The 14,682-nt window shown below is 43.4% G+C and carries 13 protein-coding genes; 4 read left to right on the plus strand and 9 right to left on the minus strand.

All coding sequences use genetic code 11. From position 1 onward, the window contains the following. The first annotated feature begins 17 nt into the window (after positions 1-17). Positions 18-809, plus strand: coding sequence for an RNA methyltransferase (locus PseudUWO311_RS15215; RefSeq protein WP_223807597.1), 792 nt, complete (start codon positions 18-20; stop codon positions 807-809). A 69-nt stretch (positions 810-878) separates the two neighbouring features. Then, on the plus strand, positions 879-2,438 hold the full coding sequence (locus PseudUWO311_RS15220; RefSeq protein ID WP_142656093.1) for a serine hydrolase: 1,560 nt from the start codon (positions 879-881) through the stop codon (positions 2,436-2,438). Positions 2,439-2,510: 72 nt separating this feature from the next. Here PseudUWO311_RS15220 and PseudUWO311_RS15225 read toward each other — a convergent pair whose 3' ends face one another. Then, positions 2,511-3,071, minus strand: coding sequence for a thioredoxin domain-containing protein (locus tag PseudUWO311_RS15225; protein WP_142656094.1), 561 nt, complete (start codon positions 3,069-3,071; stop codon positions 2,511-2,513). 138 nt (positions 3,072-3,209) lie between these two features. Here PseudUWO311_RS15225 and PseudUWO311_RS15230 point away from each other — a divergent pair, with 138 nt between their 5' ends. Further along, the gene (locus PseudUWO311_RS15230) at positions 3,210-4,679 is read left to right on the plus strand and encodes an MFS transporter (protein ID WP_142656095.1); all 1,470 of its coding nucleotides are present in this window, start codon (positions 3,210-3,212) and stop codon (positions 4,677-4,679) included. A gap of 71 nt (positions 4,680-4,750) precedes the next feature. Here the strand turns inward: PseudUWO311_RS15230 and PseudUWO311_RS15235 are convergent, their stop codons facing one another. The 8 genes from PseudUWO311_RS15235 to PseudUWO311_RS15270 form a co-directional block, all read right to left on the minus strand. Next, positions 4,751-6,829: a ribonuclease catalytic domain-containing protein gene (locus tag PseudUWO311_RS15235; RefSeq protein ID WP_142656096.1), complete on the minus strand. Its 2,079-nt coding sequence runs from the start codon at positions 6,827-6,829 to the stop codon at positions 4,751-4,753. 258 nt (positions 6,830-7,087) lie between these two features. Then, positions 7,088-7,267, minus strand: a complete 180-nt coding sequence (locus PseudUWO311_RS15240) for a hypothetical protein (protein WP_142656097.1) — start codon at positions 7,265-7,267, stop codon at positions 7,088-7,090. Between the two features lie 337 nt (positions 7,268-7,604). Then, a complete protein-coding gene (locus tag PseudUWO311_RS15245; RefSeq protein ID WP_142656098.1) occupies positions 7,605-8,456 on the minus strand; it encodes a hypothetical protein in 852 nt (283 codons plus the stop codon). 137 nt (positions 8,457-8,593) lie between these two features. Beyond that, positions 8,594-10,630, minus strand: coding sequence for a ribulose bisphosphate carboxylase small subunit (locus PseudUWO311_RS15250; RefSeq protein WP_142656099.1), 2,037 nt, complete (start codon positions 10,628-10,630; stop codon positions 8,594-8,596). A 181-nt stretch (positions 10,631-10,811) separates the two neighbouring features. Beyond that, positions 10,812-11,120, minus strand: coding sequence for a EutN/CcmL family microcompartment protein (locus PseudUWO311_RS15255; protein WP_142656100.1), 309 nt, complete (start codon positions 11,118-11,120; stop codon positions 10,812-10,814). A 118-nt stretch (positions 11,121-11,238) separates the two neighbouring features. Then, on the minus strand, positions 11,239-11,580 hold the full coding sequence (locus tag PseudUWO311_RS15260) for a carbon dioxide-concentrating mechanism protein CcmK (protein ID WP_009625736.1): 342 nt from the start codon (positions 11,578-11,580) through the stop codon (positions 11,239-11,241). Between the two features lie 115 nt (positions 11,581-11,695). After that, positions 11,696-12,004: a carbon dioxide-concentrating mechanism protein CcmK gene (locus tag PseudUWO311_RS15265; protein WP_009625737.1), complete on the minus strand. Its 309-nt coding sequence runs from the start codon at positions 12,002-12,004 to the stop codon at positions 11,696-11,698. A 562-nt stretch (positions 12,005-12,566) separates the two neighbouring features. Next, the gene (locus PseudUWO311_RS15270) at positions 12,567-13,313 is read right to left on the minus strand and encodes a carbon dioxide-concentrating mechanism protein (RefSeq protein WP_142656101.1); all 747 of its coding nucleotides are present in this window, start codon (positions 13,311-13,313) and stop codon (positions 12,567-12,569) included. Positions 13,314-13,666: 353 nt separating this feature from the next. On the opposite strand from PseudUWO311_RS15270, the gene PseudUWO311_RS15275 reads away from it, so the two are divergent. Further along, entirely contained in the window at positions 13,667-14,674 is a 1,008-nt protein-coding gene (locus PseudUWO311_RS15275; RefSeq protein ID WP_142656102.1) for a PleD family two-component system response regulator, read from the plus strand. Positions 14,675-14,682 lie beyond the last annotated feature (8 nt).

Below are 14,682 nucleotides of genomic sequence, written 5' to 3' on the forward strand. Positions count from 1 at the left end.
TGCTTTGCAATGCTTTCATGAGTTTTATTAACGTAAAGTTTGAGGCTATGTCAAATATCAGAATTGTGTTAGTCGAGACGGCGGGGGCACGAAACCTTGGCTCAGTAGCAAGGGTGATGAAAAATTTTGGGCTTAAGGAGCTGTGGTTGGTGAATCCAATATGCGATCGCTTTAGTGACGAAGCACAACATATGGCAGTCCATGCCCCAGAAATCTTAGAAAATGCAAGGATCGTGGATACCTTGCCAGCAGCATTAGTTGGCTGTCATCGAGCGATCGCCACCGCAGGTCGGATTGACAAAGGCGAAATGAAAGTGACCAATCCGCCTCAAGGTTTGAGTTGGTTAATGCAAGCTGAAACCAGTGCGATCGTCTTTGGGGCAGAGGATCGTGGCTTGAGCAATGCCGAAATCCAACATTGCCAGCAAGTAATGCGAATCCCCGTTAATCCCGAATATCCCTCGCTGAATTTGGCGCAGGCAGTTGGTATCTGTTGCTACCAACTGCAACTGATGCAAGAAGGTATCAGAGAAAATTCCCAATGTCATGAAAATTTGACTAGCCAAATCGCACAAGATTTGATACAGTCAGCACCCATAGACCTTGCTATTCGCGCAGACCTAGAAGCCTGCTATCAGCAACTTGAAGCAGTATTACTGAAGATCGGCTATGTTTATCCTCATACCGCTGTTCATCGATTGCGAAAGTTTCGGCATATCTTTGATCGAGCAAATCTGAGTCCATCGGAAGTTGCCATGCTGCGAGGGATTTTACGCCAAGTTAACTGGGCTACGGCTCATCTTGATTAACTACTTGCCCTACACGCGAATAGTTAATCAGTTAGTAGAGACATTTTTGTATCGGAGTTATAAATAGCAGTGGAACCCAGGAACTTTTCATCGCCTGACGCTACCGAAAAAAGTCGAGAAGCGCGTTTAAATAAGTTGCGTGAGCGTCGCGCCAAGGCTGTGACAAGCAATAATGACACTGCTCTCCGCCCAATTAATTCTGAATTGAGTCGTCTTGGGCGATCGCCTGAACCAATGCGATTGCCTGAACCAATCATAGAGAATCGATTTAATAACCGTGCAGAACGCCCCTATGAAGGGCGACCTGAGGGTAAGGTCAAGCCATTGCCTAACCGTCAAGGATTTGTCGAGGCTCAGCAACGTCCTGATCGTTCTGACAATAGAACTGAGCTAAGACCACGCAAAAAAACTAATGGGAGCAATAATCGGGCGATCCCAATCAAGTCACCGTTCAAGTCTCTTGGGTGGCAAGTCTTGCGTCTCGCGATCGCAGGCATTGGACTGAGCGTGATCGCTGGGACAGCCATATCTTTCTGGCAAAATCAGCAATCTATTGCCGCAAAGACGAACCCAACAGAATTGACCGCCAAAGATGAGACCAATAAATCTCAAGATATTGTTCCCCTTGATCTCAAAACTGAGGCAACACCATTACTGAGTAAGATTAAGGACTTGGCAGCAAAAGAAAAAGATCTTTCCATGCAAATGATGGTGGTTGATCTGGATTCTGGAGCATATGTGCAAGTTGGCGCAAATCAGTCGATCGCAGCGGCTAGTACAATTAAAACCCCTATTTTAGTTGCCTTTTTTCAAGACGTAGATGCAGGAAAAATCAAGCTTGATGAACCGATTGAAATGACAGCAGATGTCAAGGTTGGGGAAGCAGGTGATTTCCAATTTTTACCAACTGGCACAAAAATATCAGCTCTTGAAGTGGCGACGCAAATGATTGTGATCAGTGATAACACTGCTACTAACATGATCATCAAACGTCTAGGTGGGACTTCAGTACTTAATCAACGTTTTAAATCTTGGGGACTAAATAACGTAGTGGTGAATAACCAACTGCCAGATCTCGAAGGTACAAATACAATTAGTACTCAAGATATGGTGTCGCTATTAGCGATGCTGGATAAAGGTAAATTGATCGAGCCACGCAGTCGCGATCGCTTCATGGATATCATGCGTCGCCCTGTTACGAATACTCTCTTGCCAAAGGGTATCGGTGAAAATGCCAGAATCATCCATAAAACAGGGGATATTGGCTCAGCTGTTGGAGATGCGGGCATTGTTGATATGCCTAATGGTAAGCGCTATGCGATCGCGGTGATGGTCAAACGTCCAGATAACGATCAAAGGGCAAATGAGTTAATCCGTCAGGTTTCACGCGCAACCTATGACTATTTTCTAGGTGGTGGCAGGTTACCCGCAAACAATAGTAATTCTGCTCCTAGTAATTCACCCGCAAATTCTACAGAGTCGGCTAGTCCTAGCAACAATGGTAGTAGCGTTATTGAAAATATTACGATTCCTCTACCAAATGCCGCTCCTAATTCTTCTCCAACAAATACCCCAAGTACATCGCCCAGTTTGAACAACCCATCCGAATTAACTCGCCAAAACCGATAAGCCTAAATAAAGTGAGAGTGCGCCCCTTTGGGGCGCACTCTCACTTTATTTAGGCAAAGCATGTCTGTTTTTTTATGAATGATCTCGTGGTTGAGAGATATCTGCGGCTTTAGGTTCAGAGACTGGCGAGGTGCGATCGCTACTAATACTATTGTGGGGCAAAGGCTGTTGAGCGATCGCAGCTTCGATATTTTCCGCCATAATTGCGCGAGGAACTGCGCCTGTAGTATCCCCAATCGACTTATTAGCGCGATCTAAAAAAATAAATCTAGGAATTCCGTCCACCCGATATTTGGTTACCTCTGGCAACCATTTTGTATTGTCCACATTGAGCATCACAAAATTCATGCGATCGCGATATTCCTTTTCCAGAGACAGATTATCTGCCGCCATTGACTGACAACTGGAACACCAATCTGCATAAAACTCAATGGTGGTAGGCTTGCCATTTGCCAAAGCCTCATCAATAGGGAGTGCTGCCGCCGCAACTGCATCTAATGATGTACTGCTTTGTTGAGCTTGAAACCCAAAGAATAGGGCTGTGGTGAGCAGGATCGCGGCGATCGCTACTAATAAATTTCGCAATTGATTCGAGCTAGCAGGCGTTGGACTAATTGGATTTTCTGGATTCATAACGATAACTTACGAAAATTACTATTCCCATTATGCCGAGCAAGGTTTGCTCTATGCTAAAGCAATTCTAAAACCCAACAGATAGTAGCGGCACGAAGTGCCGCTACTATCTGAAAACTGTAATTACACAATTAAGGTATGAGTAATTCTGAGAATTCCTTTGATGCATCCCAGTATGACCTCACGCAAGCCAAACTAACTTTTGCGGAAAAGCTTGCCTATGGTGCGGGAGATCTCGGTACTTCGATCACCACTAATCTGCTCTCATTCTTTTTATTATTCTTTTTTACCAATGTCGCAGGACTCGATCCTGCCCTTGCAGGACTAGTGTTATTAATTGGCAAAATTTTTGATGCGATTAACGACCCGATTATCGGCGTACTTAGCGATCGCACCAAATCAAAAATGGGAAGACGATTGCCTTGGATGATCTATGCAGCGATTCCCTTTGGCTTGTCATTTTTGGCACAATGGCTAGTGCCTAGCACCGACAAAATAGTTCTCTTTTGGTATTACGTGTTCGTAGGTATCGTGTTTAACACCTTCTTCACAGCTGTTAACCTTCCCTATACCGCCCTCACTCCTGAAATCACCCAAGATTACAACGAACGCACTAGTCTGAATACCTTTCGTTTTACCTTTTCGATTGGTGGCAGTATTCTTTCTCTGTTTATTGCCCAATTGATCTTTGCCTTCTTTAAAGATCCAGCCCGTGAAGCTGGCAGTTGTAATGCGGGTGGGATGCAATATATTGTGCTGGGCGCAGTCTGCGCGATTATTTCGAGCGTCTCGATTTATTGGTGTGTTTGGGGAATTAAAAGAAGAGCGATCGCTAGCGATCGGCATCGACTCCATAATGAATCCCTTGATGCGGATACCGAAGAACTGAGCTTCTTTGAGCAATTAAAAATAGTCTTCAGCAATCGTCCATTTTTATTCGTGATTGGAATTTACTTTTGCTCATGGCTATCGTTACAGATCACGGCTTCGATCATTCCCTATTTCGTCGTGAATTGGATGAAGATGCAGGAGAGTGATTTTATTCTCGTGACGATCGCAGTTCAAGGTACAGCACTGTTAATGCTGCCAGTGTGGAGTGCAATTAGCAAAAGATTTGGTAAAAAAGCTGCTTACTTCATGGGCTCAGGTATCTGGATTATTGCGCAAGCAGGACTATTTTTCTTGCAAGAAGGGCAAGTTGTGCTGCTGTATATCCTCGCGATTATGGCAGGTTGTGGCGTTTCTACAGCCTATCTCATTCCTTGGTCTATGATTCCTGATGTCACAGATCTTGATGAACTAGAAACAGGTCAGCGCCGCGAGGGTATTTTCTACGCCTTCATGGTACTGCTGCAAAAGTTTGGGCTAGCAGGTGGTTTATTTCTGCTAGGGATTGGTCTGTCATGGGCAAAATTTCAAGAGAGAGTGCCTTGTCAGCCTTCACCAACTCAGCCCGATTCAGCCCTATTTGCGATCAGAGTTGCGATCGGTCCCTTGCCCACAATTGCCTTGATTATTGGTTTAGGCTTGGCATATTTCTATCCGATTACCCGTGAAGTACATACAGAGATATTGATGCGTCTAGCAGAAAGAAGAAGACAGAAATAAAGTTTTAAAAGTGTTGCACAGCAACACTTTTAAAACTTTATTTCTGTTCTAGTTTGAGCGTAACGCACTTTTTAAGTTGCATACTCAGATTCATGGCGATCGCTATCTCTCTCCATTTCCATTTCTAAAACTGAGGTAGACTGCTGCGCCTCTTGGAAATAAATAATGTCTTTGCGGGGATCAACTTCACCAGTTTTGATACGCAGATTATCACCAACTTGAATCTGACGAGTAATTCGCATGGGCAGCTTCAGACCTAAGTCTTCGATCAGAACTAGAGCCAATTTTTCATTTTCGCGCAGCCAGTCCAGCATCAATGCTTCCCACACCACATCCTTATTACGACGCAAATACTCTAGGCTCCAATAACGTACCGACTGCTTCTCAACCTGATTAGCATCCCAAATTGCGGGATCGATCGCCTGCAAAATTGCTGTTAGCATTTCCGCCGTAAATGGCAAAGGCTCTCCAAGCAAAAAAGCTTTGATTTGCCAATGGGCTAGCAGATCGCTGTAACGACGAATTGGAGAAGTTACCTGTGCATAGGCATCAAGTCCCAAACCAGAGTGGCGTGAGGCATATAGCCCTAGGGAACCCTTAGTCATACAGCGACAGATCGCAAATTCACGCACGGGGCCCGATGGCAGCTGCATCAATGTATCGAGGGGCGGTAATTCTGGCTGTTCTTGGTAGCGATAGGGGATCGGAATATTATTTGTTTGCGCAAATTTGGCGGCGACCTCACCTGCAAGGATCATCATCTCAGCAACTAGTTGACGCGAAAATGTATCCTCCATTAGTTCCAAAGTCAGGCGATCGCCATTTTTAGAATCAACCTTAACGCTTGTATCAGGTAAATGAATCTCGATCGCACCCTGTTCGACTCGCCATTTTTTACGAAGACGGGCATAGTCAGCGAGTCGCTCAAGATCGTCTTCTACTCCTAGTTGCAACATTTCTTCGACATCATCATAGGTGAGCCGATAGTTTGGCTTTACTAAACTCGCGACAATTTCGTAATTGGCAATTGCACCTACAGCATCAAGATCAACAGCAAAAGACATCGCATGACAGACTTTACTCTCGATTAAGCTCATTGGCCCAGTTGCTAAGTCCATCGGGAACATCGGGATCACGCCCGTGGGCAAATAAACACTCGTCCCGCGCTTACGAGCATCTTTGTCCAGAGGACTTTCAGGATCGAGCCATCTGGTCGGATCGGCAATATGAATCCAGATACGTTTACTGCCATCTGCTAGAGTCTCAATGCTCAGTCCATCATCAATTTCTGTGGTGCTGATATCGTCAATCGTATAAACATGCAGATGCGTGAGATCTTGCCGCAAATGTTGCATGTTATCGGGAATTGGAGCAGTGAAGCATTCTTGGGCGGCAGCAATTAATTCATTCGCAAACCGAATCGGAATTTGGCTACGCAGTAAATTTAGATTTTCATGTTCGCTCCAAATGCCGAGATCAACGAGCATTTGAAATGCTGACTGTTCATTCTTGGAGCGCTTAGCAAAGCTCAATAGTTCTTGGGCAGCAGCTTTGTCTGAGGCTTCATCCCCATGAAGAGCGTAACGCTCTAAACAATCTAACCGACTGCGATCGCTAGTTGTCCATGTCACGTCAGCACCTGAGAGTTTATCAGTGATCTTTTGCTGAAACTCTTCAAGTAACTTAGCGCGTTGGGCAGCAGCTTCCGCTTGATGTTTTAGCTCTGAAACTTGAGAAAGCGATCGCGGCTCAAAGAGATCACCTTTTTGCTTAAAATAAATTTTGTCATTACTAAGTAAGCAGTAGGAAGCGTAAGAAGTAACAGCCGATAATTCTGAGAACAGAAGATTAGCAAGATCGTTGGGGCTAGTTGCTTGGTTATCTTCAATCAAAATCTCCCATGCGACTTCGAGGCTAGAAGGATCGAGAAATTTTTCGATTTTTTGCAAAAATGAGGGAATTTGCAGATGGTTAAAACTTGTGCCTTCACCACTAGCTTTGATGGTGTAATTAATTTCGCGGGGATGGATGGTGTGGGTATTGCCATTTTCATCGATCGCTTGAAAATGTTTTTTCCCTTCAGGGCGATCAATTACGACAAGGCGGCGATCGCCATGCAATTTCACTTCGACTAGCGTACCTTTTTCCAAAATTGCCCCTTGTCCACCAAAGCCAAAAATTTTCTTTAATATTCTAACGTTTTATACCAATTCTCGAAAGTACGGCTACACTTCTACGAATTAAGCACTAAACCCAGTAAGGTTTTTAGAATTTCTTATATAGCGATTAAAGCGATAGCTACCGCTATATAAACAAAAAAATAGATGCGGCGCTTAGCGCCGCATCTATTTTTTTGTTTAGTTCGACAAAGTAAAGGCGATACTCAGCATTGCCTTTACTTTGTCGAATTAGACAATGTCGTATTGCATGGAGTTGGCTATCGCTCCGACAGCTGAAGCTGCGATCGCGGGTTGGTAAGAACTAAATGCTTCTAATGTTGATTTTACTGGTTGTTTTGGGGCTGAGAGCATAGCAGTACCCAAAACCAGCAAGGCAATACTAGATTTAATGCTAAAAATGCTATTCATCTTCATATTCCTCCTCCAAAATCATCCCAACGATACCAAATGACTCAAAATTACGTCTTTTTGTTTCCTTTGCTCTAGGAGAGCTTCATCTATGAGCTTGTTTCACACCGAACTAAATGGAAGTTTAGGTGTAAAAAGCAAATTTACTTACATTTCATCATAGTTGCTAGAACTAAATGAGAGTGTAATTTAGATATCAAGTTTGGAGTGATCATCATCACTTATGGCGATCTCGCTATAAGTTAAGCCATAAAGCTCATAAGGTAGAAAGAAGTGCAAAACATTTCTTTCTACCTTATGAGCTTTATCAAAAATTGCAAAGCTCTATAAGGGTGATTTAGTTTTGAGGATAAAGTCTTTTGATGAAGCGATTAATTTGAGATTGAGCATGAGCCTTCGCCTGTGCAGAATTAGCAGTTGCCAGTGCGGAAATATCGCTCCCCATAGGATTTACGGCTGAATTAATTTGATCGCTATCAGTGACTTCAGCAGATTCTAAGGACTGATCGGCGATCGCATCGGTGGGAATTTCCATCTGAGTTTCGGTAACTGTTCGCTCGACAGAATTGGCGATGACACTCTCAGAAGTTGCCGTGACACTTGTATGTACATATGTCTCTGTGGTCGATCTCTCAACAATATTGTCTGAAACCCCATTAGAAGCATTTACATTGGCTTGATTGAAGCCGCTCGACTGTCCGAGATTATTAGCTAGAGGTTGCGCCGATGAGTAGGTATGTGTGAACGAATGATTTGTCGGTGAAGTGTAGTTATTGTTAATCTCTAATTCTTGAGCGATCGCAGGACTTGCCTCCTTCTCAGTCGAACTTTGCTCCAACCCACTGATCAAAGAACAAGGCGGGACGATAGCTCCTTTGCCAATTACAGCTCGTACAATCGAACTCGAAGCACCAATACAAGCGCCTTCCCCAATTTTGCTAGTTCCATAAACTAGAACCCCAGCCCCTAAATTTGCTCCAGCCCCAATTTCTAATAGCCCACCTTGGGCATGAAGGACGGCTCCCATCCCAATGCAAACACCAGCTGCGATCGTAATTTTTCCACCCTGATCCGCTTGGATTAATACGCCCGCTGCGATCGCCGCCGTTTGATCGATTACTACATCCCCACAAACGTAGGAGCGAAAATCTCCGATCGGTTCTAAAGGTGGTAAGTAGTTCGATGGCATTACTTTCTAAATTCTCTAATTCGCTGCCTTTTGCAGCGCTTTACGCTCAATCAAAAACCAATATTTTAGTTAAAAGTATTACTAAACAACACTTTTAATATATAGAGAACCTCGCTTTGCGAGGTTCTCTATATAAGCTACTTAGCTGGACGATGAATAATACCTTCAAATACACGACGCTTTGCCTTGGTGTCAATACCAAGCAAACGTACATACTCATCACCATGCTCAGCCAAACAAGCTTCCAAAGCACGAATTACTTCAGACTCATTCGATGCTGCGATCGGTGAGCAGCTAAACCAAGAGCTAGTACGGAAATGACGCTCATCGGCATGTTCAGTACCAATCCGATAGCCCTGAGACAAAAGTTGACGAATACGCGACATCATGTCAGCGCTAATCTTGCCAGCACTACCACCACCATAGGAACTATTGCTAGAGTTGCTGACTTTAACCGCAGTACGAGTTGCAGTGATGGGTTGACCGCCTGGACGATGAACCAACACTTCTACTACACGACGTTTTGCCTTGGTGTCAACACCAACTAGACGGACATACTCATCACTGTATTCCGCAATGTAATTTTCTAAAGCTGCGATCGCGGCTGGTGCGTGTTTAGCCGTAATGGCAGGCAGAGTCTGCCAAGAAGTTGTACGGAAATGGCGCTCATCAGCATGTTCAACGCTAATGCGATGCCCTTGAGCCAAAAGCTGACCCACTATAGTGGAGATGTCATTAGCAACACCCTTGCCATTGGTTGTACGAGGAGCGCTATAGCTAGCTGAGGAACCATTGCCATTAGACTGAATGCTTACAGCTTGGCTATCGGCACGTTGAATAATAGTTTCAACTACGCGGCGTTTTGCCTTCGTATCTACGCCAACCAGACGCACATACTCGCCTTCATGCTCAGCAAGAATAGTATTTAATGCAGAAATCACAGTAGATTCATTGGAAGCATCGATCGCTGGGCCAGTTTCCCAAGAACCAGAACGGAAGTGCCGCGCATCAGCAAATTCAGTACTAATGCGATAGCCTTGAGCAAGCAATTGACGCACTTGACCTGAAATATCAGCACTGGCAGCACCATTCGAGGTTGCTTTGGATGCGCTATAGGCATTGCTAGATCCATTACTGGATGTTGCATTACTGATTACCACAGGCTTATCACTGGGGCGCTGAATAATAGTTTCTGAAACACGGCGCTTTGCTTTGGGATCAACCGCAACTAAGCGGACATATTCGCCTTCATTTTCAACTAAAGCAGCTTGTACAGCGGTAATTACTGTTGTAGCTTCAGATGTATGTGGAATAGCATGAGATTGCCAAGATCCACTGCGAAAGCGACGTACATCTGCGTACTCAACTGCTACATGGTAGCCCTGACCTAAAAGTTGTCGTATTTGCTGCGCTAAATCCCCATTCATAGGTTCGTTCCTCTGTGCGTTTGTATTTGTGCTTGTAAAATTTATCTTGGTCTGATTTGTCTGATTAAAATCTTGTGTATTAATTTGCGTACTAACGCTAGCGCTTGGTTGTGGCGAGTTCTGTTGTTTTTGGCGAATCGGTGTAATGCAGGCAATATCAGCAGCACAGCGATACCCTTGCCTTAAGGACTCGTTGATACCGACAACATGACTCGCAAATTTTTGGTCTGACTCCCGCACATTTGGTAGCAGATCGGCTTGTTGCTGCGTTGTAATCACTGCACCAGAAGGAACATATTTACCCGCAGGAATTTCTACATCTTGGACAAGAGCATGTAAGGAAATAATGCAGCCGTCTCCGACTCGCGCATTAAATACCGTCGAGCGGAACCCGATAAAGCAATTATTGCCAACATAAGCTGGCCCATGGATTAGAGCCATATGTGTGATTGAGGTACTATCACCAATCCAGACGGAATATTCTTTGCCGTCGTCGCCAATCACACGACCTTTTTCTAAACCATGAATAACCACACCGTCTTGGACGTTAGTACTATTGCCAATATGAAAAGGATTACCCTCATCGGCACGAATCGATGTACCTGGGGCAATCAAAACATTAGCGCCGATATAAACGTCGCCAATCAGATTGGAAAAAGAATGAACGTAGGCGGATGGATCTATTTTGGGTTCTGCCAAGTTCCTAGACCAAGGTGTAGGGGGGGCAGCAAAGCTACGAACTACCATAGTGAATCTGCACTTCTAAGCTTTACCTATATCTTGATTTTCAAAATCGAGAGTATAAGAACTTAAAAGCGCTCCTCCAAATAACAACTTAAGCTACAACATCGGAGAACTATTATTTACTAGCGCTGATTGCCAAAGCTTTAGTGATAAATACTTATTAATAAATAATTAATAAATGTCACTATTGCATTCTCTCACTATATTTTTTACTGTAGAGAGTGCGATCGCTTAGGCTAACTGTGTCGATGATGGCGATAACCGCTGCATCAATCGGACGATTTTCACTGTCTCGCACTTGTCTTGCGCCACTACCACGGGTGAATAGCACCCACTCATCTACGCCAGCACCAACTGTATCAGTAGCAACTTCATAATCTGGAAGTAGCTGCCCTTGCAAATCAACAAGTTGCAAAAGCAGAAACTTAGTTCCAGACAAATTGGACTCTTTGTAGGTACTGACGACCGTACCGTAAACCCTAGCGATTTGCATATTGTTATAAGTACGTGAACAGATGTGAAAGCTAACAAGTCAATCGCTAAACTAAATCGACACACTAAACCAAAAGTGAAAGGCAAAGCGAAAGGCGATCGCGCTAGTTAAGCCCTAACTATGGACGGTTCATAGGACGGATGGAGTTTACATTGTCACGGAACTGTTCAACTTCTTCGGTGTAGCGAATAGGTAGAACATACTCAAGGTTTTCGTGAGGACGAGCAATGATGTGTGTAGAAAGTACTTGTCCGCCGTTTACACGTTTGACAGACTCAGTACCTGCTGCTACTGAAGCTTGTACTTCGGATACATCGCCACGAACGATAACGGTAACGCGACCACTACCAATCTTCTCGTATCCAACTAAGGTTACGCGAGCTGCCTTTACCATGGCATCTGCTGCTTCTACAACGGCAGGGAAACCAAGGGTTTCAATCATTCCAACTGCGATTGCCATAATTCATGTTCTCCTAGAAAAATAAATAATGAAATTAATGAAAATTTAGTCTTTTGATACTTTTTTTTGAAAGTCTTTTTGAGACAATCAGAAAAAGCAATCAAATAAAACAAGTCTAAAAAGCAAATTGTTCTACTTCTCGCGTATAGCGAATAGGTAGTACATATTCTAGGTTTTCGTGTGGTCGAGCAATGGTGTGAGTCGAAACAACTTCGCCCCCATTAACCCGATTTGCACCTTCAACACCAGCAGCAATGGATGCTTTCACCTCAGAGATATCACCTCTGATGATGACAGTTACTCGTCCACTACCAATTTTCTCGTAACCCACAAGGGTAACACGAGCTGCTTTGACCATGGCATCAGCCGCTTCTACAATTGCGGGAAAGCCTCTAGTCTCGATCATTCCAATAGCGATCGGCATAATTTAGCCAGTATCCTTACGACTCTCTAAAAAACTGAAGTTCTCGCGGTTGTATCTATCAAAAGATGTAGATGCACGAGCGCAACTATTGATCTTAGCTACGATCGGTTCGCTTGAAACATCAAATTTCAAATTTTTAATACAAAATAAAAATGAGATGACGCTTGGCGCACTTTTGTAACTACTTTTTTGAAAGTAGCTTTTCGCAGCTAATTTACAGATATCCTTTGACTTGTTGCAATTATTTACTTAGATAGTTATTTAAAAAACAACCAATTTAAGTATTTATTACTACTGGTGTAGCCATTCTAAATCTGAATAATCAGAGAAATTGAATAATACTAATATATTCAACTCTATCTTTATATCTACGATAACTAGTGGCGGTACATTTGACAATATAAGCCGTCATGATAAATCTAAATAGTCGATATAATCAGGGCTTATTCCCTTGACAGAGAAGGAGTTCAGGCTGCAAATTCTCTTACTACACTATTTTTCAATTTAAGGATTCACAACCAAGACAAATAGCGAGAAACTGATAGTTTGTTTTTGCGAGTGGTTAGCGATCGCCAATCGAAATAGTTTCCACTTCGGCAATCTCTAGATTAGGTAATTGTACTAATTCTCTTTCTTGTTCTTGTAAAGCAATCATCGGGATATTTACAGGTATTGGTGATTCGATCCAATATTCTGATGTCGGTAGGGTTTCTTCAAGATCGTCAAGAGGACGAGGAATAATCATCAAGGTATGAAACTCACCAATGCGCTCGGCTTCATACATCCCTGCTTCGATCGCGATTGCGACATCCGCCACGTTACCGCGAATAATTGCCGTACATAGTCCTGCGCCGATCGTTTCATAGCCTGCTAGATGCACGTCTGCTGATTTCAACATCATATCAGCAGCTCCCACCATCGCTGGGAATCCGCGTGTTTCTAGCAACCCGATCGCCTGATTACTCAGACGGCTATATCGCCCATCGGTTAACTGACTAAGTCGGGTACTAATTGGCAAAATCGCCTCTAAATTAGGGTAGGGGCGGGGAATCACAATCGTTGAGACTAATTGCCCAAATTCTCTAGCAGTTTCTGCGCCAGCCTCTACTGCCATGCGGACATCAGTAATCTGTCCGCGTATGATCGCTGTGCAAAAACCATTACCAACTTTTTCATATCCGACCAGTCTCACAGTTGCCGATTTGAGCATCATGTCAGCAGTTCCCACAATTGCAGGGAAACTAATAGTTGAGACCATTCCCAAAGCACTTCCTGAGAGATCGATTCTTTGAGATGCACTACTAGACATTAGCTAACACAATGATTAAGAAAATTTATGATGAAGCCTAAAGCAATCAACACTACTCTGTATCTTAACTGATATGGCAATTGCTAGAAACCCAAGGATAAAAGATGGCGCAGAGCGCCGCCTTTTATCCTTGGGTTTAACGTGGCGATAGCTATAAAGATCAGCCAAATACATGTTTTAAGATACACATAGTCTAAAGTTTACCTGCTAAAACAATCTAGATAGACAAATAGTCTAGTAAACAATCAGGTCTTCAGATATCTTTGAGATATGACGTAATTAGGCTCTGAAAACCCATACTATAGAGCAATAAATTTTAATACTTGCGTTCACAACGGTCTGAAGATAGGAAAATGCAACTGCCTGAAGCCTTGCCTAAAAAAGAGTATGTCCTAGTTATAGATGATACGCAGCCTAACTTACATTTATTAATAACTATGTTGACCCGTAGGGGTTACCAAGTAATTGGTGTAAGTGATAGCTTAAAAGCAGTTTCAACAGCACAGACTGAGATGCCTGACTTGGTAGTTTTAGATATTAATATGCCCAATATGAATGGGTTTCAGGTCTGTGAACAATTAAAATCTAGCGATCGCACTCGTGATATTCCCGTAATTTTTATTAGTGCGCGGGACGAAGTTTTAGACAAAGTACAAGCATTTGCAGTGGGTGGTGTTGACTATATTACTAAGCCATTTCAAATTGCGGAAGTACTGGCAAGGGTCGAGAATCAGCTTACATTACGTAGATTACAAAGACAGCTACAAGAACAAAATGAACGACTGAAGCAAGAAATTAATAGTCGGATTATTGCGGAAACATTACTTCAAGAAGCTAATGAAAAATTAGGGCGATTGGTCAATTTAGATGGTTTAACTCAGCTTGCCAATCGCCGCTGCTTTGATGAATATTTAGATCAAGAGTGGCAGAGACTAGCAAGAGAGCGTTTGCCCTTGTCTTTGATCATGTGTGACATTGATTTTTTTAAGAACTATAACGACACCTATGGTCATGTGGCTGGGGATGATTGTCTCCGCAAAGTTTCGCTTTTAATCAAGCAATCTGTACATCGTCCTGCGGATTTGGTAGCGCGTTATGGTGGTGAGGAATTTGTGATTGTATTGCCGAATACTGACATAGAAGGCTCTATCGCAATTGCTGAGATTATTCGGCAGAGCCTTCAAGAGTTAGCAATCCCCCATGAAGATTCAGCAGTTAGCCAGCTTGTAACGCTAAGTATGGGCGTAACTTCTTTGGTTCCTGTTACCGATTCTCACCCTTCGGTGTTGCTGACGGCTGCCGACTATGCGCTATATCGAGCGAAAGAGTTAGGAAGAAATCAAACTTATCAAATTGGCTAAATTTTAAG

The sequence above is a fragment of the Pseudanabaena sp. UWO311 genome (assembly GCF_006937785.1).
In the GTDB taxonomy this organism is placed as follows: domain Bacteria; phylum Cyanobacteriota; class Cyanobacteriia; order Pseudanabaenales; family Pseudanabaenaceae; genus Pseudanabaena.